Source organism: Leptobacterium meishanense, from assembly GCF_037645805.1.
Lineage (GTDB): Bacteria > Bacteroidota > Bacteroidia > Flavobacteriales > Flavobacteriaceae > Leptobacterium_A > Leptobacterium_A meishanense.
The window spans coordinates 1-25,073 of sequence record NZ_JBBEXE010000003.1 but is presented as its reverse complement, the minus strand read 5'-3'; the positions used below and the strand labels follow the sequence as shown (position 1 = coordinate 25,073).

Annotated in this window: 28 protein-coding genes and 1 tRNA gene; 8 read left to right on the top strand and 21 right to left on the bottom strand. The window is 36.3% G+C overall.

The window, feature by feature from the left end:
• Nucleotide 1 precedes the first annotated feature (1 nt).
• From WBG21_RS04280 to WBG21_RS04265, 4 genes are read left to right on the top strand one after another with little or no spacing between them, the layout of a single operon-like run.
• Nucleotides 2-295, top strand: a complete 294-nt coding sequence (locus tag WBG21_RS04280) for a cupin domain-containing protein (RefSeq protein ID WP_340075170.1) — start codon at nt 2-4, stop codon at nt 293-295.
• Nucleotides 296-303: 8 nt separating this feature from the next.
• A complete protein-coding gene (locus WBG21_RS04275; protein ID WP_340075168.1) occupies nt 304-1,536 on the top strand; it encodes a nitrous oxide reductase family maturation protein NosD in 1,233 nt (410 codons plus the stop codon).
• Nucleotides 1,533-2,240, top strand: a complete 708-nt coding sequence (locus WBG21_RS04270; RefSeq protein WP_340075166.1) for an ABC transporter ATP-binding protein — start codon at nt 1,533-1,535, stop codon at nt 2,238-2,240. The genes WBG21_RS04275 and WBG21_RS04270 overlap by 4 nt, the downstream gene beginning before the upstream one ends.
• Nucleotides 2,233-3,015 (top strand): ABC transporter permease, encoded by a 783-nt coding sequence (locus tag WBG21_RS04265; protein WP_340075165.1) that lies wholly within the window; start codon nt 2,233-2,235, stop codon nt 3,013-3,015. The genes WBG21_RS04270 and WBG21_RS04265 overlap by 8 nt, the downstream gene beginning before the upstream one ends.
• A gap of 19 nt (nt 3,016-3,034) precedes the next feature.
• Here the strand turns inward: WBG21_RS04265 and WBG21_RS04260 are convergent, their stop codons facing one another.
• The 4 genes from WBG21_RS04260 to WBG21_RS04245 all read right to left on the bottom strand — a co-directional run bounded on the left by WBG21_RS04260 (nt 3,035) and on the right by WBG21_RS04245 (nt 7,201).
• Nucleotides 3,035-3,385 (bottom strand): hypothetical protein, encoded by a 351-nt coding sequence (locus WBG21_RS04260; RefSeq protein ID WP_340075163.1) that lies wholly within the window; start codon nt 3,383-3,385, stop codon nt 3,035-3,037.
• Nucleotides 3,386-3,516: 131 nt separating this feature from the next.
• Nucleotides 3,517-4,800: a metal-dependent hydrolase family protein gene (locus tag WBG21_RS04255; protein WP_340075161.1), complete on the bottom strand. Its 1,284-nt coding sequence runs from the start codon at nt 4,798-4,800 to the stop codon at nt 3,517-3,519.
• Between the two features lie 88 nt (nt 4,801-4,888).
• Nucleotides 4,889-5,905, bottom strand: coding sequence for a UDP-glucose 4-epimerase GalE (gene galE, locus WBG21_RS04250; protein ID WP_340075159.1), 1,017 nt, complete (start codon nt 5,903-5,905; stop codon nt 4,889-4,891).
• 162 nt (nt 5,906-6,067) lie between these two features.
• Nucleotides 6,068-7,201 (bottom strand): DegT/DnrJ/EryC1/StrS family aminotransferase, encoded by a 1,134-nt coding sequence (locus WBG21_RS04245; protein WP_340075157.1) that lies wholly within the window; start codon nt 7,199-7,201, stop codon nt 6,068-6,070.
• A gap of 104 nt (nt 7,202-7,305) precedes the next feature.
• On the opposite strand from WBG21_RS04245, the gene WBG21_RS04240 reads away from it, so the two are divergent.
• Complete coding sequence (locus tag WBG21_RS04240; RefSeq protein WP_340075155.1) at nt 7,306-8,541, top strand: 3-deoxy-D-manno-octulosonic acid transferase; 1,236 nt, start codon at nt 7,306-7,308, stop codon at nt 8,539-8,541.
• Between the two features lie 288 nt (nt 8,542-8,829).
• Here WBG21_RS04240 and WBG21_RS04235 read toward each other — a convergent pair.
• Nucleotides 8,830-8,911: transfer RNA gene (locus WBG21_RS04235), tRNA-Leu, on the bottom strand.
• 191 nt (nt 8,912-9,102) lie between these two features.
• Between WBG21_RS04235 and WBG21_RS04230 the strand changes: the two genes are divergently transcribed.
• Nucleotides 9,103-10,491, top strand: a complete 1,389-nt coding sequence (locus WBG21_RS04230; RefSeq protein ID WP_340075153.1) for a dipeptidase — start codon at nt 9,103-9,105, stop codon at nt 10,489-10,491.
• Between the two features lie 71 nt (nt 10,492-10,562).
• Nucleotides 10,563-11,663, top strand: coding sequence for a DUF4407 domain-containing protein (locus WBG21_RS04225; protein WP_340075151.1), 1,101 nt, complete (start codon nt 10,563-10,565; stop codon nt 11,661-11,663).
• A gap of 228 nt (nt 11,664-11,891) precedes the next feature.
• On the opposite strand, the gene WBG21_RS04220 is transcribed toward WBG21_RS04225, so the two are convergent.
• From WBG21_RS04220 to WBG21_RS04160, 13 genes are all read right to left on the bottom strand, one after another.
• Nucleotides 11,892-12,596, bottom strand: coding sequence for a LytR/AlgR family response regulator transcription factor (locus WBG21_RS04220; RefSeq protein ID WP_340075149.1), 705 nt, complete (start codon nt 12,594-12,596; stop codon nt 11,892-11,894).
• Nucleotides 12,597-12,609: 13 nt separating this feature from the next.
• A complete protein-coding gene (locus WBG21_RS04215) occupies nt 12,610-12,936 on the bottom strand; it encodes an Hpt domain-containing protein (protein WP_340075147.1) in 327 nt (108 codons plus the stop codon).
• 6 nt (nt 12,937-12,942) lie between these two features.
• Nucleotides 12,943-14,535 carry a sensor histidine kinase gene (locus WBG21_RS04210; RefSeq protein WP_340075145.1) on the bottom strand — a complete coding sequence of 531 codons (1,593 nt, stop codon included), beginning with the start codon at nt 14,533-14,535 and terminating at the stop codon, nt 12,943-12,945.
• Nucleotides 14,528-15,070 (bottom strand): heme NO-binding domain-containing protein, encoded by a 543-nt coding sequence (locus WBG21_RS04205; RefSeq protein WP_340075143.1) that lies wholly within the window; start codon nt 15,068-15,070, stop codon nt 14,528-14,530. Before WBG21_RS04205 ends, WBG21_RS04210 begins: the two co-directional genes overlap by 8 nt.
• Nucleotides 15,067-15,474 carry a response regulator gene (locus WBG21_RS04200; RefSeq protein WP_340075141.1) on the bottom strand — a complete coding sequence of 136 codons (408 nt, stop codon included), beginning with the start codon at nt 15,472-15,474 and terminating at the stop codon, nt 15,067-15,069. The genes WBG21_RS04205 and WBG21_RS04200 overlap by 4 nt, the downstream gene beginning before the upstream one ends.
• A 195-nt stretch (nt 15,475-15,669) precedes the next feature.
• The gene (locus WBG21_RS04195) at nt 15,670-16,506 is read right to left on the bottom strand and encodes a hypothetical protein (protein WP_340075139.1); all 837 of its coding nucleotides are present in this window, start codon (nt 16,504-16,506) and stop codon (nt 15,670-15,672) included.
• Between the two features lie 193 nt (nt 16,507-16,699).
• Nucleotides 16,700-17,071: an MmcQ/YjbR family DNA-binding protein gene (locus tag WBG21_RS04190; RefSeq protein WP_340075137.1), complete on the bottom strand. Its 372-nt coding sequence runs from the start codon at nt 17,069-17,071 to the stop codon at nt 16,700-16,702.
• Nucleotides 17,072-17,073: 2 nt separating this feature from the next.
• On the bottom strand, nt 17,074-17,808 hold the full coding sequence (locus WBG21_RS04185; protein WP_340075135.1) for a cyclase family protein: 735 nt from the start codon (nt 17,806-17,808) through the stop codon (nt 17,074-17,076).
• A gap of 51 nt (nt 17,809-17,859) precedes the next feature.
• Nucleotides 17,860-18,987: a radical SAM family heme chaperone HemW gene (gene hemW, locus WBG21_RS04180; RefSeq protein WP_340075133.1), complete on the bottom strand. Its 1,128-nt coding sequence runs from the start codon at nt 18,985-18,987 to the stop codon at nt 17,860-17,862.
• A gap of 17 nt (nt 18,988-19,004) precedes the next feature.
• Nucleotides 19,005-19,556, bottom strand: a complete 552-nt coding sequence (gene ruvC / locus WBG21_RS04175; RefSeq protein ID WP_340075131.1) for a crossover junction endodeoxyribonuclease RuvC — start codon at nt 19,554-19,556, stop codon at nt 19,005-19,007.
• 12 nt (nt 19,557-19,568) lie between these two features.
• A complete protein-coding gene (locus WBG21_RS04170; protein WP_340075129.1) occupies nt 19,569-20,027 on the bottom strand; it encodes an RES family NAD+ phosphorylase in 459 nt (152 codons plus the stop codon).
• Nucleotides 20,027-20,380: a type II RES/Xre toxin-antitoxin system antitoxin gene (gene parS / locus WBG21_RS04165; protein WP_340075127.1), complete on the bottom strand. Its 354-nt coding sequence runs from the start codon at nt 20,378-20,380 to the stop codon at nt 20,027-20,029. Before parS ends, WBG21_RS04170 begins: the two co-directional genes overlap by 1 nt.
• A gap of 135 nt (nt 20,381-20,515) precedes the next feature.
• Complete coding sequence (locus WBG21_RS04160) at nt 20,516-20,923, bottom strand: hypothetical protein (RefSeq protein WP_340075125.1); 408 nt, start codon at nt 20,921-20,923, stop codon at nt 20,516-20,518.
• 230 nt (nt 20,924-21,153) lie between these two features.
• Here WBG21_RS04160 and WBG21_RS04155 point away from each other — a divergent pair, with 230 nt between their 5' ends.
• On the top strand, nt 21,154-21,657 hold the full coding sequence (locus WBG21_RS04155) for a DUF456 domain-containing protein (RefSeq protein WP_340075123.1): 504 nt from the start codon (nt 21,154-21,156) through the stop codon (nt 21,655-21,657).
• 11 nt (nt 21,658-21,668) lie between these two features.
• Here WBG21_RS04155 and WBG21_RS04150 read toward each other — a convergent pair whose 3' ends face one another.
• From WBG21_RS04150 to WBG21_RS04140, 3 genes are read right to left on the bottom strand one after another with little or no spacing between them, the layout of a single operon-like run.
• The gene (locus tag WBG21_RS04150) at nt 21,669-22,058 is read right to left on the bottom strand and encodes a hypothetical protein (protein WP_340075121.1); all 390 of its coding nucleotides are present in this window, start codon (nt 22,056-22,058) and stop codon (nt 21,669-21,671) included.
• Nucleotides 22,059-22,106: 48 nt separating this feature from the next.
• A complete protein-coding gene (locus WBG21_RS04145; RefSeq protein WP_340075119.1) occupies nt 22,107-24,038 on the bottom strand; it encodes an OmpA family protein in 1,932 nt (643 codons plus the stop codon).
• Nucleotides 24,039-24,052: 14 nt separating this feature from the next.
• Nucleotides 24,053-24,982: a PorP/SprF family type IX secretion system membrane protein gene (locus tag WBG21_RS04140; RefSeq protein ID WP_340075117.1), complete on the bottom strand. Its 930-nt coding sequence runs from the start codon at nt 24,980-24,982 to the stop codon at nt 24,053-24,055.
• Nucleotides 24,983-25,073: the final 91 nt, after the last annotated feature.

The window sequence follows — 25,073 nt, the reverse complement described above, 5'->3', positions numbered from 1 at the left end:
TATGTATCAAATACAAAATATTATCAATGAGACTGACTACAACGGTGTTAGCGTAAGAAAAACTATGGAAGCCAATGCCAGTGAGGTGTTATTGATTTGTATAGAAAAAGGGGCTGCTTTTAAAAAACATACTTCCCCCAACAATGCACAATTAATCGTTTTGGAAGGCCAAATCAGTTTTCACATCAATGAAGAAACATATCTAATTAAAAAACATCAAACATTCGGCTTTCCAAAAAACACAGAACATTGGGTCAATGCTATTGAAAACTCAAAATTTCTAATTATTAGGTAATCGTATAAATGAAAAGAACAATTGTAGTTTTTCTTAGTCTCTTTTCTGTTATTATTGCACAATCTGCAACAATTACCGTTTGCCCATCCTGTAAATTCCAGTCTGTTAAAAATGCCATTGCCATTGCAAAGGCAAATGATACCATCCTTATTAAAAAAGGGACTTATAAGGAATTCAACATCGTTATTGACAAACCCCTGACCATTATAGGGGAAGATTATCCCGTAATTAATGGGGAACAAAAAGGGAAGATCATCACCATTATATCCAATAACGTTACCCTTGACGGTCTTTTTATTATCAATGTTGGAAAAAGTTATACAGAAGATCTTGCCGCTGTAAGGGTTATAAAGAGTGAAAACTTTGTTATTAAAAACTTAGTGCTCGAAAAACTGTTCTTCGGGATTTACCTCGAAAAATCTAATAACGGAAAAGTGTACCACAATAAAATAATAGGCGATGCCGAAGAAGAATATAACTCTGGAAACGGCATACAACTTTGGTACAGTAAAAATGTGGAGGTTGACCAAAATATTATCTCAGGAACCAGAGATGGTATTTACCTGGAGTTTGCAGATAACTGCACTATCAATAATAACATAAGTACTAACAATATCCGTTATGGCCTGCATTTTATGTTTTCCAATAATAATCTATACAGAAGCAATACTTTTGAAAAAAATGGTGCCGGAGTGGCTGTAATGTTCTCTAAAAAAATAAAGATGCTAGATAACATCTTTAAAGAAAACTGGGGTTCTGCATCGTATGGACTCTTACTAAAGGAAATTAATGATGCTGAAATCCTGAACAATACATTCGAAGAAAATACTATTGGCATCAACATAGAAGGCTCTAACAGGATCAATTATAAAAATAATGACTTCATCAACAATGGTTGGGCTGTCAAAGTTCGCGGTGCCTGTTATACCAACGCTTTTATAAATAACAATTTTTTGTACAATTCTTTTGACGTGTCTTACAATAGCAAATTAAATGATAATGTATTTGATAATAACTATTGGAGTGGTTACACAGGATACGACATAGACAAAAATGATATAGGGGACGTTCCCTATAGGCCTGTAAAGCTATTTTCATATGTAGTAAATCGAACTCCTGAAGCTATTATCTTAATGCGAAGCTTGTTCATAGACATTATTGATTTCTCCGAAAAAGTGTCGCCTGTTTTTACCCCTGATAATTTAATCGATAACCATCCTTCAATGAAAAGAATAAAATGATAAACATCCACAACCTGCATAAAAAATTCGGTAAAAACAATGTATTGAGCGGTGTAGATCTTGAGATCAAAAAAGCCGGGGTTTTTACGGTACTGGGGCCAAACGGTTCCGGAAAAACAACATTGATCAAAAGCATCCTGGGAATGGTCATCCCCAATAAAGGCACCATTAAAATACTGGATGAAACCACAAAGAACAGTTGGGCATACCGCCAAAAAATAGATTACCTGCCACAAATTGCCAATTTTCCCAATAACCTGAAGGTAAATGAACTGATTATGATGATTAAAGACCTAAGGGGAAAAGACAGTCAGGATGCACACCTTATTGATGTTTTTAAGTTAACGCCTTTTTTAGATAAAAAATTGGGCAACCTTTCTGGGGGTACCAAGCAAAAAGTGAATATTGTACTTGCTTTTATGTTTGACAGCCCTTTGATTATCCTTGACGAACCCACCTCGGGACTGGACCCTATTTCATTGATCCACTTAAAAGAACTCATCCAACAACAGAAAGAAAAAGGAAAAACTATCCTTATTACCTCTCACATCATGAGTTTTGTAGAAGAAGTCTCCGATGAGATTGTGTTCCTGCTCGAAGGGAAAATCTATTTTAAAGGCACTGTCGCTGCGTTAAAAACCAAAACAGGGGAACCCGATTTTGAACATGCCATTGCTTCCATTTTAACCAATTCTCATGCTTAAAATATTAAAATATAGTTTTTTCGACTTGATGCGCAGCCGCTGGAGTTATGTGTACTTCCTGTTTTATCTTTTACTGGGCGTAGTGCTCCTGTTCCTAAATAACGACCTCTCCAAAGCCGTTATAACGTTAATGAATGTCATCATCATTTTAGTTCCATTAATAGGGACGATTTTTGGAGTGATGTACTACTACAATTCACGGGAATTTACCGAGCTGCTGCTTGCTCAACCGATAAGGCGTTCCTCTATATTTTTAGGGCAGTACCTAGGTGTTTCCCTATCACTGTCCATGAGCCTTGTATTGGGACTTGGGCTTCCTTTTATATTTTATGGGATTTTTAAATCTGAGGCCATTTGGGATTTTTCACTACTGCTCATTACAGGTGTTTTTTTGACCCTTATCTTCACTTCTTTGGCATTTAATATTGCCTTGTCCAATGAAAATAAGATAAAAGGATTTGGGTATGCCATCCTGCTATGGTTATTTATGGCTGTTATCTATGATGGGGTTTTCCTCATCTCTTTGATCATTTTTGAAGACTATCCACTTGATAAACTATCGCTCGTGGGGACCATGTTCAACCCTATTGACCTGTCGCGCACATTGATTCTCCTTAAACTGGATATTTCTGCGCTTTTGGGGTATACAGGGGCTATTTTTCAGAAATTCTTTGGAACGGGCACCGGTATGTTTATTTCCATGACTGCCCTCATGATATGGGTACTGCTCCCTATATGGCGCATTGTTCACAAAGCCCGGAAAAAAGATTTTTAATTAGGGGGTAAAAAATTATTCAATATTTATTCCGATACCATACCTTTTGCCATTCCCGTTTCAAAATAAGGAAAGTGACCTGTTCGGAAAGTACTGCCATATCATCTCCGCTAAGCCCTTTTACTTGTTTTTCAGGGACGTCAATGATATAAAGCAGGTTGAGATAATCGGCAAACCGCTCTTGGATAAGACGGTAAATAGTTTCATGGAGTTGTACTTTCAATGTTTCCGGTGAAATATCCGTTTCAAAATCAACCGGGATATTCGCATAATTAAAATCCTTATTGAGTTGCAATAGCAGCTTACTGTATAATTCCAGCTTATTAGCCTCCTGCAATAAAGTATAACTATCCGGAAAATTAGTGTTCATTATGATGTTTAAAATTTGGGAAGCTAAGGTTTTTTGAATCTAGATTTCTCACCCCTGCTGCTCGCAAGGGGTTCGAATTGTAAATTTTTTTTCCGAATGCTCTATAATATCTTCTCAATTCTAAAATCTAACTACTCACTTTTATACACCTTTCCATCCTTCATTACAAATACTACTTCCTCCAATGTTTTGACATTGTCAACAGGGTTTTCTTTCACCGCTACAATATCCGCCAAAAAGCCTTCTTTTAACTGTCCCAGCTCATTGGCCATCCCGAGGAGTTTTGCGTTGGTTATCGTAGCCGATTGAATAGCTTCCATGGCCGGCATGCCAGCCTCTACCATATACCCAAATTCTTTCCCGTTAAGGCCGTGTGGAAACACGCCTGCATCAGTACCGAAAGCTATTGGCACACCTTTTTTATATGCTCTGGCAAATGTCCCTTGAATCTGTGGCCCTACTTCCCGGGCTTTAGGGACTATAATGGCCGGATAATAATCTTTTATCTCGGCTTTCTCGGCTACTTGCTTTCCTGCCGTAATAGTAGGCACTAAGTATGCATTGTACTTTTTCATGAGCTCCATGGTTTCATCGCTCATAAAAGTTCCATGTTCTATCGTTTTTATCCCTCCTATTACTGCGCGCTTCATCCCTTCATCACCATGGGCATGTGCGGCAGTTAGCATTCCATAATCATTGGCTGTCTCAACAATTGCTTTTATCTCTTCTAAGGTAAATTGTGGGTTCTGGCCATTTTTTGCTACACTTAAAACACCTCCGGTAGCCGTAATTTTAATGACATCTGCTCCATTTTTATACCGTTGCCTTACTGCTTTTCTAGCCTCTTCCGGTGAATTTATAACCCCCTCTTTAGGCCCGGGGTTACCTATCAATTCTTTTTTACTGCCATTAGTAGGGTCTGCATGTCCTCCAGTAGTAGCTATAGATTTTCCCGCACTATATATCCTCGGACCTTTTATCATCCCTTTATTGATAGCATCGCGCAATGATGTATTAACACCTGTTCCTCCCAAATCCCGTACCGCTGTAAAACCTGCCATTAAAGTCCGTTTTGCATATACTGTTGATTGAAATGCTACATCTGCATCATTTTCTGTATATCTCGTTAAATATTGTTTTGGGGTTATCTCCATTTCCATATGAACATGCATATCTATAAGTCCCGGAAGTACCGTTTTGTCTTTAAGATCAATCGTTATATCGTTAGGGTTTTCAGAGGCTACATAGCCGTTCAAAATACTTTTGATCTTGTTCCCTGAAACCACAATGGTTTTCTCTGTAAGGGTTTTTCCTTTTTCGGTATCAATAATTTTACCACAGTGCAGATAGGTCTCTTGTGCGCTTAGGTTTATCCCCACTAAAAATAGGATGATAATGGTTAATACACTTTTCATAAGTTTAAAATTATAGTTAAATTATTAAAATCAGATTTCTCTCCCGATAATTATCGGGACGCTACACTCCTTTAAAATGACAATATGTTTATTTTCTAATTTTCTGTTCCCATCTCCATGCAGACCTCATCGCATCATCCAATGTAAGTATTGCTTTCCAGCCTAATTCTTCATTGGCTTTGGTGATATCTGCATATGCAGCCACAACATCTCCTGGTCTTCGACCTACAATCTTATAATTCAGTTTTTTACCGGAAACCCTTTCAAAGCTCCGGATCACTTCCAAAACGGAACTTCCTCTTCCAGTCCCTAAATTAAAAACTTCATAGTTTTCTTTATGCTTTTTTTTCAGCAACCGTTCTAATGCTACCACATGTGCCTGTGCCACATCCATTACATGGATATAATCGCGGATGCAGGTGCCATCTTCTGTAGGATAATCATCTCCAAAAACTGATAGTTGTTCCCTAAGCCCAATAGCCGTTTGTGTAATAAATGGCACCAAGTTTTGAGGGATCCCTATGGGCAACTCCCCAATCTCAATACTTTCATGTGCCCCTACAGGGTTGAAATAGCGGAGCGAGATAGCATTAAATTTTTTATTGACCTTTGCTACATCCCGAATAATTTCCTCTCCTATTTGTTTGGTATTCCCATAGGGTGACTCTGCAGGTTTCACAGGGGCATCTTCCGTAATGGGCAACGTATCTGCCTGGCCATACACCGTGCAGGAAGAGCTAAAGATAAAATTAGCAGCTTCTTTTTTGCTTAATTCCTGTAATAAGTACACCAATGTGTTCAGGTTGTTCTCATAATACAAAAGTGGGTTCTCTACGCTTTCTCCAACTGCTTTGGAGGCTGCAAAGTGAACAACCCCTTCAATATCTGCATGTTTCTGAAAAAATTCTTGTACTTTTTGCTGGTTCCGCAGATCAAATTTCTCGAAAAAGGGTGCTTTTTGAGTGATCCTCGTAATCCCTTCCAAAACATCCATCGATGAATTGGAGAGGTTATCGACAATCACTACTTCATACCCTTCATTTTGAAGGGCCACTACTGTATGTGAGCCAATAAAACCAAGACCTCCTGTAACGAGTATTTTCATTTAATTATAACTTTTCTATAGAATAAAACCTTTATAATGAGTCATTTCGAACCCGATGGATATCGGCAGAGAAATCTTTATCAATAATTAGCGTCATTAAAATTAGATTTCTCAGTTTTTACACTCCTTCGAAATGACAATGTCACACTTATCATTCTAATGCTAACCATTTACAAATTCTATCACCTTTAAAGTAATATAGGATATTTGCTCATCATCAAGCTCTGTGTGCATGGGAAGCGAAATAACTTCCTTTACCAACTGGTTAGTCACTGGAAAATCTGCTTCCTTATACCGTTTATCCTTATATGCTTTTTGACTATGCAGTGGAATGGGATAATAGACACCACATGGAATATCATTTTCATTTAAAAACTTTACCAAGGCATCCCTGTCTGTATCCAGTACCCGAAGGGTATATTGATGGTACACATGACTGTCATCATCGCCAATCTGTGCCGGTGTAACAATTTTGTCCTGCCCTTTAAAGGCTGCCGTATATTTAGAAGCCGCTACGCTTCTTCGTCGATTATATTCATCCAGCAATGGTAACTTAGCTCTTAATACTGCTGCCTGAATGGCATCCAAACGTGAGTTTACACCTACTACATCATGATGGTACCGCACATACATACCATGGTTTACAATACCTCTTAGCGTATGTGCTAACGCATCATCGTTCGTAAAAATGGCACCCCCGTCTCCATAAGCGCCTAAATTTTTAGATGGGAAGAACGAAGTGGCAGCTACATGACCGATAGCTCCAGTTTTTACTTTACGGCCGTCTTTAAATTGATAGCTGGCACCAATGCCTTGTGCATTGTCTTCAATCACATATAAATTGTGTTCTTTAGCAATATCCATAATAGCATCCATATGGGCACACTGGCCAAACAAATGCACGGGGACAATGGCTTTTGTTTTAGGTGTGATGGCTCTTCGTATGGCTTCCGGATCAATGTTAAAAGTATCTGGTTCTACATCTACCAGTACAGGGGTCAATTGCAACAAAGCAATTACCTCAACAGTGGCCGCAAATGTAAAATCGGCGGTAATCACCTCATCACCAGGCTGTAACCCCAATCCCATCATCGCTATTTGGAGGGCGTCTGTACCATTGGCACAAGGAATCACATGTTTTACACCCAAATAGGTTTCTAATTCTTTTTGAAAGGCATGGACTTCCGGACCGTTGATAAAGGCAGTGCTATCTATGACTTCACTTATAGAGGTGTTTACCCGATCCTTTATGGCTTCATACTGACCTTTAAGGTCTACCATCTGTATTTTTCTCATGGATACATCAATGCATTAAAGTGTAACAATATTACGAAATAAAGGAACGATACCCAATGAATTTTCGGTATAAGAGTGTATTTTAGCAAACGAAGCAATACGTTATGATTTTCATCTATAACATATTAGTCTATATAGCAGGAGGACTTCTCCGCATAGTTGCTCTTTTTAATGAAAAGCTACAACGATTTATACATGGGCGAAAAGGTGTTTTCGAATTCCTTGAAAAGCAGCTTGACAAAGAAAAACCGGTTATCTGGTTCCATACGGCTTCTTTAGGTGAGTTTGAACAAGGCCTACCGGTGATGGAACAGGTGAAAACACAGTTTCCAAAGCATCAATTATTGGTTACCTTCTTTTCGCCCTCAGGCTATGAGGTAAAAAAGGAGCATCCGGTAGCAGCTATAATCACCTACCTTCCGCTGGACACCCAAAAAAATGCGGCACGTTTTTTAGACATCGTAAAACCTGAACTTGCCATCTTTATCAAATATGAGTTTTGGCCAAATTACTTGTTGGAAATTCACAAACGGAATATTAAAACCCTGATGGTTTCGGCTATTTTTAGGAAGGACCAGGCTTTCTTTAAGTGGTATGGCAGCTTTATGCGGAAATCATTAAAGGCCATCTCCCACTTTTTTGTGCAGGACAACCCTTCAAAAGCCCTTTTGAACAGTATAGGTATTGACAACGTCACCGTATCAGGTGATACGCGTTTTGACCGGGTGTCGGAAATACTCGATAGGGATAATACGTTGGACTTTGTGGATCAATTTAAACAAAACAAACCTTGTATGGTAGCCGGAAGCACCTGGCCGGAAGATGAAAAACTGTTGGTCTCCTACCTGAACAACGAAATGCCAAAAGATGTAAAGTGTATTATTGCACCCCATACCATAAAACCGGCACGGATACAGGCTTTGAAGGCTTCCATTGACAGAAAAACCATCTTGTACTCGGAACGGGAAGGAAAAAACCTTGCGGACTATGATGTCTTGATTATAGATATCATTGGCTTGCTGACCAAAGTGTACAGTTATGCCGATGTGGCATATGTAGGGGGCGGCATGGGCACTTCGGGACTCCACAACACCCTAGAACCGGCAGTGTTTGGCATTCCGGTGGTGATTGGCAATAATTACCAAGGGTTTAAAGAGGCGGAAGAACTTGTAGCCCTGGGTGGTATCATCCCTGTATGGGATGCTACTACGTTTAAAGCTGCTTTTACCCCTTTTTTGAAGGACGATGTATTTCGTGAAAAAATAGGAAACTTAAATGCCGAATATATTGCTAAACATAAAGGGGCAAGTCGTAAAGTTATGGCGTATTTAACGCAATAGAAAATATAGGGTTTTAGGTATATTTGGGTTATTAATATATTCTTTATAATGCTTGTCTCACCTATTTTACAATGTCCAAACAAATACAATTAAGATCTAATATTCTAAAACATATCGAGCAATTTTTAAAAAATAAAAAAAGCCATCCAATTAAGACGGCTTTTTCCTTTTGTGCGGGCGAAAGGACTTCCCACATCTGCGTGCGGGATAAACTTCTCGTCCTTTCCTTTATATGATAATTTTTGACCATAAAAAAGACCATCCAATCAAGACGGCCTCTTCCTTTTGTGCGGGCGAAAGGACTCGAACCTTCACACCTTTCGGCACTAGATCCTAAGTCTAGCGTGTCTACCAATTTCACCACGCCCGCTTCTGTTGCGTGTCTACCTCCCGATAGCTATCGGGATTACACGTCCGCTATTGCAAAATGTGCCTGCAAATATAAACAACATTTTAATAAATAAACAAGGCTTGCTCAAAAACTTCCCGCTATTTTTAGCATTAAAACCTGCCTGTTTACACTTGGTTTTGTAAATTTGGTTTTTTACTAATTATACTTTCATGGAAAACATAAGCTCCTATCTACAGGAACACAAAGACCGATTTATAAACGAACTTATTGAACTTTTAAAATTCCCCTCCGTTAGTGCTGACCCTGCCTATGCTCAAGATGTAATCAATACCGCCGAAATGGTAAAAGATGCTCTTGAAAAAGCCGGCTGCGACCTTGTAGAAATCTGTGAAACACCAGGGTATCCCATTGTTTATGGAGAAAAAATTATTAATAAAAGCCTGCCAACCATTTTGGTCTATGGCCATTATGATGTGCAGCCGCCCGACCCTTTGAATCTTTGGGACAGCAAACCTTTTGACCCTGTTGTAAAACAGACCGATATTCATCCGGAAGGAGCCATTTTTGCCCGTGGGGCCTGTGATGATAAAGGCCAAATGTATATGCATGTAAAGGCATTGGAGTTTATGGTAAAAACCAATCAACTTCCCTGCAATGTAAAATTCATGATTGAAGGTGAAGAAGAAGTAGGCTCCAATAGTTTAAGCTGGTTTGTAGAACGCAATCAGGAGAAACTAGCCAATGACGTAATCCTTATTTCTGATACAGGGATGATTGCCAATGATACACCTTCAGTTACTACCGGACTTCGTGGCATGTGCTATATGGAAGTAGAACTTACCGGCCCTAACCGTGATCTGCACTCTGGATTGTATGGCGGTGCAGTGGCTAACCCCATCAACATCCTAACAAAAATGATTGCTTCCCTGCAAGATGAGAACAACCATATTACCATTCCGGGGTTTTATGACAAAGTAGTAGAACTCTCAAAAGAGGAGCGTGCCGAAATGGCAAAAGCACCCTTTTCGTTGGAGGATTATAAAAAAGCTTTGGATATTGACGATGTGTATGGTGAAAAAGGTTATACCACTAATGAACGTAATTCCATTCGTCCTACGCTAGATGTCAATGGTATCTGGGGAGGTTATACCGGTGAAGGTTCTAAAACTGTTATTCCTTCAAAAGCCTACGCTAAAATTTCCATGCGCTTGGTACCTAATCAAGATTGGCATGAAATTACAACGCTTTTTAGCAATCACTTTAAAAGCATTGCCCCCAAAGGGATTACCGTAAAAGCTAAACCTCATCATGGTGGACAGGCCTACGTAACACCTATAGACAGTGTTGGTTACCAAGCAGCAGCAAAAGCTTATGAAAAGACGTTTGGCAAAAAGCCTATTCCTCAACGAAGTGGTGGTAGTATTCCTATTGTTTCTCTCTTTGAAAAAGAACTGAACAGTAAAACCATCCTTATGGGGTTTGGGTTAGATAGTGACGCTATTCACTCCCCCAACGAACATTTTGGTGTTTTCAATTATTTAAAAGGAATTGAGACCATTCCATACTTCTACCAATATTTTACAGAAATGAGCAAATAACCTTACTGGAAAACAACAATTTACGTTTTAGTAGCGTTGTAACTATTCATCAATCGAAAAAAGTTACTACTATGCTAAAACGTTTTTTTATTATCTGTTCTGGTGCCGATACGCATATTTTAAAAGATTGCTCTTCTGGAGAGCAAAATAAATATGCAGGAATAGGTGCCACCGTGTTCTTTACAGCAGTAATGGCTTTTATTGCTTCAGCCTATGCCCTATATACTGTTTTTGATAATATCTATACTTCTATTTTCTTTGGGTTGGTATGGGGCTTACTCATTTTTAACCTCGATCGGTTTATTGTTTCTACCATCAAGAAAGGGGATTCTTTTAAAAGTGAATTGCTTCAGGCAACCCCTCGTATATTTTTAGCCATCATTATCGCTATAGTGATTTCTAAACCTTTGGAGCTAAAGATTTTTCAAAAAGAAATAGACCGGGTATTGCTGGAAGAAAAAAACCAGATGACACTTAACAATCAAGAACAAATAGCCTTGCAGTACAATCCTGCCATTGAAACATTGAACAATGAGATTGCAGGGCTGAAAAATGAGATTGTTACCAAGGAAAATGAAGTCAATACACTTTATGACACCTATATTTCTGAGGCGGAAGGCACAAAGGGTACACTCAAAATTGGCAAAGGCCCTGTGTATGCAGAAAAACGTGAAAAGCACGATGCTACACTTCAAGAGTTGCAAGTATTAAGGGAGACAAATACACAAAAAATAAATGAAAAAGAAGCACAAATGGCTACTTTAAAAGCAGCTTATGATGAAAAGGTTGTCAATACGCAACCGGTTATTGATGGTTTTGATGGATTAATGGCACGTGTTAATGCCTTAGATAAACTCCCTTGGTTACCTTCATTTTTTATTTTCTTATTGTTTTTAGCTATTGAAGCATCTCCCATTGTTGCAAAACTATTAGCTCCTAAAGGCGAGTATGACCTGAAACTGGAAGAGGAAGAAAGTACTCTAAAAACTTGGGTAGCACAAAAAATGCGCCAACGGAAAAATATGATGGCTACAGATGCTGCCATAAACGATAATGTTTATAAGGACATTGCCGAAGAGCAAGAGCTTTATGAATACAAGCGAGAAAAAGCCCGTGAATTGATGCAATTACAAGCCGATGCTTTTTATGAACACCAGAAAAAAAGCTTGTAAAGAAGAAGCTCCGCAAGTATGAACCTATTGTGGGAGCTTTTATGATGCATAAGCATGCACTTACTCTTTACATCTTAAAACAATTAATGTTTGATTATATTCCCCTAAATAATCAAAAACAGACTTTTATTTTAGTAAAACTACTTTATATGATGGTAGTTTGCCTCTTATTTTAATTGAATAGGGGGTTACTATTGTCTAAATGACACTATTGAACGACAAGTAGATTTACAAAAGGTTTAATCGCTTCATTAGTTCTGGTCTGTTGGAACGGCTTACCGGAATTACATCTTTTGCTATTAACACACTATTATCTTCAATATCAATAATTTTTTTAAGATTGATGATATAAGAGCGGTGTACTTTTAGGAAGATATCATCAGGAAGTTTACTTTCTATCTTTTTTAAGGTAGAATGTACCACATAATTTTTATTGTCGGTTTTTATACTGATATAATCACCTTTAGCTTCTACCAGATAAATATCAGGGATGTTGATTTTTACCAACCTACGGTCTATGTTTACAAAAAGGTCATTTTCTATATCTTCTTTTTCAGCAATACTTTTTCCCAGTTCAGATACCGTAACGTTTTTTGCTTTTTGAATAGCTTTATTAAACCGTTCCTGGCTCATAGGTTTTATGAGATAATCTACAATGCACTCGTATCCAAAAGCCTCTATCGCAAAGTTTTTATCAGAAGTGCTCAATATTACATTTGGTGGGTTTTTTAAAGTCTGTATAAAATCAAACCCTGTAAAATCAGGCATGTGAATGTCTAAAAAAATAAGATCCACTTCATTCTGATTTAGAAATTTCATTGCCTCAATAGCGTTAGGAAATTCATCAATCACTGTTAATTCCTTAACCTGATCGCATAACTGCCGAATGATAACCCGTGCAGATGCTTCATCATCTACAATAATACAATTCATAATACATACATTTTTAGAGCTTTGTTATAAATGTCTCCATGAGATTTAACAAAGCGGTGAATTCTTTATGTAAGTTGTCTTGGGAAGGGGATTGTTTTAAGCTTTCTTCATAGTTTTCGGCAAGCTTGTAACCGTTTTCAAGCCCTAGGATACTAATCTTATGTTTTAATTTATGTACATTTTGTATTGCTTCTGAATATTTTTTGTTCAAAATATTCTCCATATACATCGCTTTTTCTACCGGGAATTCATCTTTTATTATTTTTATTAATTCTTTTTTGAATTGTTGGTCTCCGGCAGAAAGTTTATTAATGTAGGTTAGGTTTGGTTGTTCTTGCATACTTGTTTATTTTTTGAGTCGTATAAAAAATGTAGTTCCTATGTCATCTTCACTTTCTAGCCATATTTCTCCCTCATATAAGTCAACTATCTTTTTCACAATCGATAATCCTATTCCGGTTGATTTATTATCATTACTTAATGATTGAAATACATGAAATATTTTTTTATGATATACTTTCGGAATCCCTTTACCATTGTCTTTTATAGTAAAAATCCATGATTTCTGTTCATTCTTACACCCGACTTTTATAGTGCCTTTTTTCTTGTTTATATGCTCTACGGCATTAGAAATAACATTCTGAAAAAGCTGTTTTATACGGATTCTGTCAGCTTTTATTATCGGAAGTTCATCTGTTATGAAGATGCTAATGTGCTCGGGTATATAAATGGTGTTTATGATTTCTTCTACCACTTGATGAACATTTACTTCCTCTTTGGTTATAGCATCTTTATTGATACTGGAATATTTTAAAATACCATCTATAAGATGGTCCATTTTTTCTACTTTTTCTTGCATCAGCAATAAATTGTTTTGGCCATCCTTATCCAGAATATCTTTATAATCCTCCCGTAACCAACTGGCTAACGTACTGATACTTCTTAGCGGGGATTTTAAATCATGCGAAACAATGTGCGCATATTCTTTCAATTCCTCATTACTCTTTTCCAAATTTGCAAGTAGCTTTTCTTTTTGTTTTTCTATAGCTACCTGTTCGGTAATATCATCGACCAATGCTACCTGGTACTTTATATTCCCTTTATGGTCTCTTACAGCGTTTACAATGGTTTTAGCGGTTATAATAGTAGCATCTTTTCTCCTATATCTTTTTATCATACTAAATTGTTCTTCAGTACTTTTATTCATTTTTTCCATTTTCTTTATAGAGCTTTTTTGGTCTTCCTGATAGGTCAACTCTTTCACATGTTTATCTAAAAGCTCTTCTTCGGTATAGCCCATCAATTCTTGAAATGCCTTGTTTGATTTTACAATATTCCCATCTACAGTTAAAACAATCCCTATCGGAGAATCCTCTACTATGATTTCCAGTTGTCTTTTCTGTTCCTCAAATATTTCTTTATCAATAGTTTCTTGGGTAATATCTCTAACAATCCCTTGTGCTGCTGTGGGCTTTCCTTCTTTGTTATAGATAACTCTCGAATTTACATGTACCAGTTTTATGTCTTTTGACTTGGTGACAATGCGAGCTTGATAATCTGTGAACGATCCATTTTCATATAGGCCTCTAAAAGCTTCAGTAGTATATGCCATGTCATCTTTGTGTACTAGCTCCATTAAATTAAAGGGTTCTTTTGCTACATCATACCCTAACAATTCAATGGCCGCATCGTTCATCTTTAACACATTGCCCCATAAATCCATCATTACATAAGCGTCTACGATATTTTCAAATACGCCTTTTAACTCTGAAGTTTTTTCACTTAGCAACCCTTCTAGTTGTCTGTTACTCTCTTTTAGTTGTTGTGTAACACCATATAATTCAATAGATTTTTTTTCCAGAATTTTTTCAGCTTGTTTTCTGGCTGCCCGTTCTCGGAGCAATGCTCTTTCTAATATTTCGATTTGGGCTTTACTCATTGTAGGTGGCCATAAATTTTACCTTTGTACCATCTTCTTTAAGTTTTTCCATATGAATTGAAGCATCAATTTTATAGTGTTCAAATGTTTTTTCCATAAGTGCTTGCGCAAATCGGTACATGCCTCTTTTCGAAGAATAGACCATCGTAATTGCTTTGTCCGTTTCATCAATTACATCAAATACGGGAAGCTCTGCTCCAGGATATATTTTTCGAACATGTACATGAATATGATTTTCTATAGAAGAGAGTAGTGCAATGGGCGTTTTATATTGTTTAAAAATATTCGGATGGCTTGCCGTAAGAACATTAAAGAAGTATTTTCCATAGGCATATAACAAATCTCCAATAGGGATATTAACTTTTTCGCTTAAATTTGAAAGTAAGCTCAACATCTCGGCAAAATCATAGGTTCCGACAGAAGTGTATATTCCTTCAGATTTTAAATTCGATTTTTCAATAATGTGATCTACAGTCTCTAAGCCAAAAGTGGTTTCTACCATTTCTAGAAACTCTGTAAAAACAATGCCTTTCATGTTTTAGATAATTCGTTGATACTCCAGTACTCTAATAACGACTTTAGTTTCTTTACATAGTCTTCATACTTGAGGGGCTTCAACACATATCCGGCAATTCCTATTTTATAGCACTCCATGATGTCCTGACGATTGCTAGACGTAGTAAGCACAATCGTTGGTATATATTTCAGTACCGCATCATTTTTCAGGATCTGTAAAAACTCAATGCCATTCATTTTTGGCATGTTCAAATCTAATAAAATTATATGAGGCAACTTCTCTTTTTGTTTGAGTACCTGCAAGGCCTCTTCTCCATTTTTAGCCTCTATAATCTTATGGTTGACTCCTGAGGAAGTAATGACCCTGTTTAGTTTCATTACTTCAATGGTATCATCTTCAATAAATAGGATGTGTAAACCCATAACCCTTTACTTGTTTTTATATAAAGGTCATTATTTACACGAGGCTATAATAAGCTGTTTCGATTAAATACATTCTAACTATCGACGAATGGTAATTTAGTTTCGACGAATGGTTTTTATAGTTATAAAGAAAAGGCTGCCTAAAAAATATCATTTCAGACAGCCTTCAAATATTATTTATATCTCATCAGGCCATTATTGCGGCGCCATTGGTTTTGATATTTCAGGTACTCCCGTATATATGTAATCAGCATGCCATCCTGTAAAATATTTACTTGCTTTTTCCCCAAACTCTTTCCTAGCAGTTTCATCACTCCAATGCTCTCTAAAAAGTTTGCCATTATTATCCAAGCCTTTGTCTAAGTCATCCATAGAAGTTACTACAAACACTTCAATATAGTCTCTCCTATCCGACCCATACATATGCGCGTGTGGATAATATCCTTTAAAATATTCATTTTTATGGATTACATTTTTCACGTATTCATCTCGTAATTCATTAAATTCTTTCCCGGAACCTTCTTTAGGAAATGCAAATCGGCTTTTTCGCATAGCATAAATAATTTCGTCCCCCTCTTTAATACCTGATACTTCCTTGGTTCCACTCATAGTAACGTATATTTCATCCGAGTGTTTATCAGCATAATAATCATTTCTTTTTTCAAAATAAGCACGTCTTGCTGCTTGATCGGGCCAAGCCGCTCTTATCAATTCTCCATCTCGGTCAGCAGCCTTATCAATAGCCTCCCAAGAATCAAATACCTGTACATATAGCAGTTCAGAATTATCCGGGGTATAACGGTGTAATGCTACTGCTGTACTAAGCACATACTCATTCTTCATTGTTACCTTATCTAGGTATTCCTTCTCTACGGCTTTCCATTCATCCATGTTGAAATCATCTTTGTCCATGTTCCAGTGCATGGTAGTTACAGTAATAAAATACTGCTGCTCTTCTTGGGAAATTGTTACATTTGTGACAAATAATAGCAGTATTACTACTATTTTCATTAATTGGTTGGTTGGTTTCATAAAAATTAATTTTTGGTTAATGTTTAGTTATTAAATAAATCTTTTTTTAAAGATTTTTGAGAGTAACCAATTAAATAGGGAAGTGTGTAATTTTCAGGGGAATTTAAATTTAATAATTTTTTTATGGTTAAACCGCAATTATAGAATAATAATCGTTCAAATACCACGTATATCCGACTCTTAAAAAGTCTTCCTATTTTATATTTCTTAATTCTTCTTGTACTTTTCGGGGCAGCCCTTGTACTACTACATCATACGAATGGTCCATCAGTTCTTTTAACAATGATTTTGAGATCGTTCCATTTTTCAGGGCTATGGTATTCCAATGTTTTTTGTTCATATGATAACCGGCATAAATGCTCTCATATTGTTCTCTAAGTATTAATGCCTTTTCGGGATCACACTTTAAATTTATTGTAGGGTTCCCTTCCTCCCATGCTTTTAGCGAAAGCAACGCATACATTTTGCCCATCACCTTGAAAACCAAAACATCTTGATTAAAAGGGAACGACTCCGTCACTCCTTTCTTACGAATACAATAGTCGCGTAGTTCTTCTATATTCATAATTAAACAGCTTTTATTTCATACAAAATGGGTCTGCTGGGAGCTGCGTCATTTTCTATAGGAGCAAATTGAAGATTTAGTAGGTACGTTCCATCTTCCACAGCGTTAGAGATATAAATTAATTCAGTAATTGTAGCTTCTGTTCGAACATTTTTTTTAACATCCCAAAATGCTTTGTGTGCCAACAACCTACCATCATCTTCTTCTTTGTCCACAGACGGTAAGTCAATAAGTAAGTGCTGAATGTTCAGCATTCTCAGAAAAACAGCTGCTTCTTCTAAAACATAAGGCGGGTTGGTTTTTGAATAGTTTCTGGATAATTTACTGGGATCGTTGGGGAGTGTACGGATAATAATCGCTTCCGGATGTTGACCTTTTAATGCATTTTCCAATTGCTTTTTAGAAATCACATAATCTTTTCCCCACTTTCCGGGAGCAACGGTAACTACTTCAGCTATAAAAAAGAATTTATTTAATGATTGATTTACCGAATGGAACGTTTCTGTAATATGACCAACACATTCTGTGTGAGTTCCGTGCGCATGTGGATTAAAATGAAGTGTATTAAAATTGACTGTACCGCCTTTAGCTACACTTATTATATGGTCTATAGCTGGTGCACTAAGCCCCCAAGCCGTTACATGCTCTTGTGTTCCTTTTATGGGAATAGAAATGTCTATCGGCTTTGACAGATCAATTTCATACTGTTGATTATTATGTTTAATGATTGTTTTCATATAAAAACCATACCTTTTATATACTATCAAAGATACAGGTAATTCTATGATTTAATCGACAAAAAATAAATCAGCTGCAATTCCATCGCACAAAAACTTTCCTTTATCAGTAACTGTTATTACTTCTTCATTCATTATTAAAAGTTCTGTTCTTATATATTTAGATATACACTTCACAAAATGCTGATAATAATTTACTCCAAAATCATTTTTTATCTTATTTAAGGAAACCCCCCACATAGTGCGTAAACCTGTCATCACATACTCATTATATTGATCTGTTAGTGTAAGTTCCTCTTTTTCTGAAGAAAATAGTCCTTCTGATAATGCCCTTATATATTTAGTATTGTTTGCTACATTCCAACTTCTACAATTCCCATCATAACTGTGTGCCGATGGACCAATTCCCATATATTTCTTCCCTAACCAATATGCTGTATTATTTGCCGAGAAAAAGCCTTCCTTGCCAAAATTAGAAAGCTCATAATGGACATACCCGCTTTTTTGAAGCTTCGCTGTTAAAATAGAAAAATGCTGCTGTGCCAATACTTCATCAATTGGTTGCACCTTACCTATATTGATTAAATGTTTAAGGGCTGTTTTTGGTTCAACCGTCAATGCATAGCAGGAAATATGTGGAATATTATACCATAAAACTTTATTAATATTTTCTTGCCATCGCTCATTCGTCATCCCAGGAATCCCATAGATAAGATCTACAGATATATTTTTAAAATATTGCATTACCTCTTCTAAGCACTGCTCTGCCTCCTCTGAGCTATGTGCCCGGTTCATCATTCTTAAATCTTCTTCAAAAAAAGATTGGATTCCAATGCTCAAACGGTTTATCCGTATAGTAGACAATTCTCTTATTTTCGTATTTGTCAAATCATCCGGATTGGCTTCTAAAGTAATTTCTGGGGATTTTATTACGCTATAATTTCTGTAAATTTCATCTAATAAAGATTGTAACTCTTCTAGGCTCAATAAACTGGGGGTACCTCCACCAAAATAAATGGTTTCAATCCACTCATCAGCCAGTTCCTCTTTACGAAGCCGTAATTCCTTTTTTAAAGCTTGCAACATAGCTGTCTTATGCTTTAAAGAGGTAGAAAAATGAAAATCGCAATAATGGCATGCCTGTTTACAAAAAGGAATATGAATATAGATTCCTGCCATTTTTAAGAAGGATGTCGTTATTTTATTTTATCAGGATTTTGCTTTACAAAACTGGACCATCCTGAGTAGCCTTTTCCCGTAATTAACTGCCCTTCATTATAGAAATGGCAAACTGCAGCAGCCAATCCATCGGTAGAATCCAAATTTTTAGGAAGCTCTTTTAACGATAGTAAGCTTTGTAACATCTTAGCAACTTGTTCTTTACTGGCATTTCCATTTCCGGTGATTGCCATTTTTATCTTTTTAGGGGAATACTCTGTAATAGGGATCTGTCTCGATAATCCAGCAGCCATCGCCACACCCTGTGCACGGCCCAGCTTTAGCATAGATTGTACATTTTTACCATAAAAAGGGGCTTCTATAGCTATTTCATCCGGGTAATAAGTATCTATAAGTTCAACAGTACGCTCAAAAATGATTTTAAGTTTCACATAATGGTCGTTATATTTTTTAAGCTGCAATTCATTAAGCTGCAAAAAAGTCATACTTTTACCTACTATTTTTATGAGGCCATACCCCATAACACTGGTTCCGGGATCAATACCTAATATGATTTTTTCTGACTTCAATTTCTTATTTGCTTATCCTTTTAAACGTCCATCAAAGGTAAACCTCTCTATTTTTATTACTTGTATTTTATTGGCATCTTCGTGTAACGGATTGACAATATAGTTATATTCCGAAGCAACAATAGCAGAGGGTACTTTTAAAACAGTCGCTTTTTTGTCTTGGGCAAACCGGGTAAATATTTCTTGTGTTTGACTATTGTATGGAAAACAATCCCAGTTTTTAGGCAACCGTTTCTCTTCCTGTATTACAATTTCATCTGGAATTTTTATATGGATTAATATACGGTCTGATGGAAGGTCTTCTGAAATATCAATATGCATAACCACTTCTAAATACGCTAATGATATATTTTGAGCTGTATATACAGCTCTCGTCCCCGGTTTGTTCCATCGGCCTCCTACCTTTTCAGCACCAATTCCCGATAAAAGTTCTTTACGGCGTTTTTCTCTATCTATCCTATAAACAATCATTAAACAAAGACCCCGTAATCTATTCGTTCTATCTCATTCAAAATCAATTGTACACCGTAGCTCGTGTCAAGCAATGAAAAAGGGATTTCTCCACCTATTGCTGTATTAGGTTTATTCAGCCAACGTGCAAACTTCTTTTCATCGCCAAAAACTTCAAAGCCTTTTGCATATACCTCTGCTATTTCAAAAAGCCGTTCACTCACTTCTTTATCATAATTGCCTTTTTTAGCCAATGTAGAGTAGGAAGCCGGTACTATTTCTGAAATCTTAGTGATCGGTAATGCTACCCGAAGACTAAACTTCTTCAAGTCGGAACGGGTAACCCCGTGGCGTGCTGCATGAATAATCTTCAACTTCGTTTGTGGGGAATTCGCTTTATTATCGACAAAATTAGTTAACGTAAACGCTTCCATTATTAGTAAATTTACATATGTTCTTATGCAAATTTACATAATTATCATATATAATCCTCTTAAAATCAACAGAAATTAATCCACCGAAACTATTATCGGAAGATTTAACTTAACTGCCACAGGAATTAGTTGAGCTTCATTTGTGTCTGAAGATGTCACTTTTTTTAATGCCGGATAAATTCTAGGCAAATCATTGATGGCATTAATCAGTATATTTTCAAGATCAGGTAATTGAGTGTTTATTTCATTACTTTTAGCTATCGCCAAAATAGAAAGTGCTCCTTCATTATCAATTGTGAGATGTAAATAAATAGTATCAGATATGGTTTCGGTAACCAAAAAAGAATGTGAATCAATGGCACTTGACATATGACTAGCAAATGTTTCTTGAAAACATTTTTGCTGCTCCATTTTTGAAGCCATTTCATCACAATTTTCAAACAAAGGGAAACTATCTATTTCATTCCAATTAATGGCATCCATTCTTTGGTGAACTAACTCTTTTGTGAGAACATCTTTACTTTTAAAATAAGAGCAACTACTATTTATTAATAGCACGACAAAACAGAGCCTTATAATGTATTTTAACTGCATTAAATAAGATATAATCAGTGGTAAATTACAATTTTTTGAGGATTCACGTATTATAAAAAAGAAATAACAAATTCAATTATATCAAACTTTCCTTAAATTCGCCTTATTAACAGAAAAAAATGGATATTTTTTTATTAATATTAGGGTTTTTGTTTATGTGCTTAGGGCTTTTAGGAAGCTTTTTACCCGTGCTACCTGGCCCTCCTATTAGCTGGCTTGGTTTGTTGATGCTCTATCTTACAAAAGCAGTTCCTATGAATTGGTGGTTTCTAATCCTCACTTTTATAATTGCTATAGCTATTTTTATATTAGATTATATTATTCCTGCTATAGGCACTAAAAAGTTTGGTGGGAGTAAAGCAGGAATGATAGGGACTTCCATAGGTTTAATTGTAGGAATTATAGCCCCTATACCTTTTGGAATTATTATAGGACCTTTTGTCGGAGCCTTGGTTGGTGAACTAATTAATAATGCAGACGGAACAACTGCTTTAAAAGCTGCTATCGGGTCTTTTTTAGGCTTTCTAACCTCTACTTTTATAAAATTTATTGTCGCTGTTATTTATTTTGGATTATTCCTGATACGGTTTTGGGAATACCGAAACCCACTCTTATTTTCCTAAAAATAAATACGCTAATCCTCTAGCTCTTCATTCAAAATCGCTGTTAGCTGTTCTATAATTTCAAATTTGGTATTGTTCAGGTTAATTAGTTTAACAGCACTGCTTCTCTTTATGAAAGGATGGTCAGCATCATAAAACGCACCTACTATGTATCTCTTCCCAGGTTCATAAAACTGTAAAAACAATAAACAATCCGACATAGAGTGCATAAAGAATATTACAGTATCTATATCATCGTGGTTAGAATAATAAGAGGTAGCCGATGTTTCATCATCAGTAGTTTTGGTTTTATAACCTTCCTTGTCCAAATGTTTCTTTAAATAAAGCCCATGTGCATTTTGGCTATCGTAAATAAAGATTTTTTTACTTATCCCAATTTCTCTTTTAACTGACACATTCATATTTTTAATACTCATCATCTTGCTTTTATATTTAATATCTTAATTGATTTACATCTCTATGATCACAAATTCTGATCGCCTATTTAATTGATGTTTAGTTTCCGGACATTTAACCCCATCTGGGCAAGGAGTTACAAGTTTAGCTTCTCCATAACCTTTTCCAGATATTCGGTTAGCACTAATCCCTTTAGAAACAATATAGTCTATGGTTCGTTTTGCCCTTCTGTCCGATAACCATTGATTGTATTCATATGTACCCCTTGCATCAGCATGAGCACTTAATTCCACAATCATTTTTGGGTATTTTTTCATCACTTCTACTACTTTATCTAGCTCCTGCTTCGCAGCTGCATTTAAGTATGAAGAATTTAAATCAAAATAGATTTCTTCTATATTTATAAGCTTCCTTCCATTATCAACTACTATTTCTGGTTTTGTAGATTCCAATTCTAGCAGTACAAATTCCATATTCTCTGTCTTAGAAGGTGTAATGCTCTTCTCAGACCCTTCATGTTCCTCTTTTGTAGCAACCAATTTATATGTTTTCCCTACAGAACGGTCTACCTTAAAAGTAAATGATCCATCTACTCCTGTTGTTATAACATCGGTTTCTAATTCTTGGCCATCCTTATATGAGTATAAGGTAATTGTAGCGTCAGGCAATAAAGACTTTGTGTTCTTTTCCACCGCTACTCCAGTGATATATTGATGATCACAGTATAAAGAAACCACCTCTGTCATAGCATAAATATCATCATCTCCCTTTCCACTTTTCCTGTTGGAAGAAAAATAACCTTCTTTGGTTTCTTCATTGATGATATAACCAAAATCATCCAAGTTTCCATTCACAGGTGGCCCTACATTTATAGGTTCTTCAAATGCCCCGTCACGTAAACGGGCGGCAAAAACATCCAATCCTCCCATACCTAAATGCCCGTCAGAAGCAAAATACAAAATGTCTTTATCACTCATAAAAGGAAACATTTCCCTTCCTTCTGTATTGATTTTAGGCCCAAGATTTACAGGAGTCCCATAGGTTCCATCAGCATTGATAGTAACCTCAAAAATATCTGTATTCCCTAATGTACCTGACATATCTGATACAAAATAAAGTTTCTTACCATCTTTACTGATCGTTGGTTGACCTACAGAATAATCTTTATCATTAAATGGCATTGGTACAACATTTGTCCATTCGCCATTTACTAAAGATGCTCTAAATAAAACAAGGTTGTTAATTTTATTTTTGTCTTTATCTTTATTGTTCCCTGTAAAATAAAGAGTGTCTTTCCCAGGGGAAAATGCTACACTTCCTTCATGGTATTTTGTGTTTACATCCCCAAAAAATGATTCTGATTTGGAAAAAGCATCTTCATTGTTAACATTCGCGACAAATAAATCTAAATAAGGCTGGTTGTTCCATCCATATTTTTTGGCACCTCCTCCATTCACATCTGCAGAAGTAAATATTAGCTTATCATCATCATAAAGCGCAACTCCAAAATCGGACAGTGGCGAATTAAGAGAAAGGTTGTTAATTTCATATCGTGCACCCCTATTTTGAATATCTTCCAAATAATCCTTCTTTTCTACAAATTTTGCCGCCCTGCTATCATTCTTTTTAGCATTGGCAAATTCTTCCATCCATTTATCTGCTTTTTCATAATCACCAATTCCTTTTAAGGCATGTACATACTTAAAAATATATTCCGGATCAACTTCGCTTTTGTACTGCTCAATAAGTTTTCCATACCATTTGGCTGCCTCTTCCATCTCAACATTATAATAATATGAATCTCCTAATCTGGAAAGTACATGAGCAGAATTATCTCGTTTTGCAATATCTTCATATAGCTCTGCTGCACGATCATATGCCAACGCATCAAAAAATTGATCTGCACGTTTCGTTTTTATATCCTGAGCACTTATTGTGCCTAAACATATATATGCGACTAATAGGGTTGTTAAATATTGTTTCATCGTATTTAATAGTTTTAAAAGAATCTTGGAGATCTACGCCCTCCTCTGGACAGCGCAAAATCATATAACAAAAATATCTCGTGACTGCCTGTATTATTTACATTGCCGAGATCTGACACACTATAATCATATGCATAGCCTACTCTAAAGTTAGGTGTTATAAAAAAATTTACTAATCCACTCACGGAATCATCTACTCTATATGATGCTCCCAATTCTATTTTTTCGTTAATTAACATATTAGCAGAAGCATCTATAGAAACCGGTGCTCCAAAAACCATTTTAGCCATAAAAGAAGGCTTGAACTTTAAATTATCCGACAGGTCAAAAACATAACCCCCCGTTAAGAAATAATGCATTTTATCCGAGGCATTACTAATAATACCGTTTTCTTCATCAAAATGAAGCGTTTCTATAAAGTTTGGCACCGATAGTCCTAAATAAAATCGTTCCGTATAAAAATAAACTCCTGCACCAATGTTCGGATCTGCACTGTTCACATTTTCTACAAATAGAGGGTCATTTGGATCTACTAATGTTAAAGATAATAGCCCAATATCTTTAAAAGTGACTCCTGCCTTTAATCCAAATGCTATTTTAGACTGATCAGATAAATCAAGCGTATATGAAAAATCAGCATATATGTTCTGTTCCTTTACAGGTCCTATTTCTTGTGCAATGGCTGATAGTCCCAGACCAACATTCCTTCCAACAGGTGAATGAATAAAAAAGGTAGCTACTTCGGGTGCCCCGTCTATCCCCAACCATTGTTTTCTTCCCAGTGCCCCTAAACTTATAGCATATTTAGACCCTGCATAAGCCGGGTTTACAATATTCATACTATACATATACTGTGTATACTGAGGATCTTGCTGTCCATAAGACGAAACTGCAAAAGTTAATACAGTCAAGGTCAAAATAGTATTTTTTATGGTCTGCTTCATTTAATTTTAAGTTTTATTTCTCATCCTTCTATCTTATCTATTCAAATATACCCATCCATCAATAGGTTCCCGCTCCCCATCGTTAAACTCT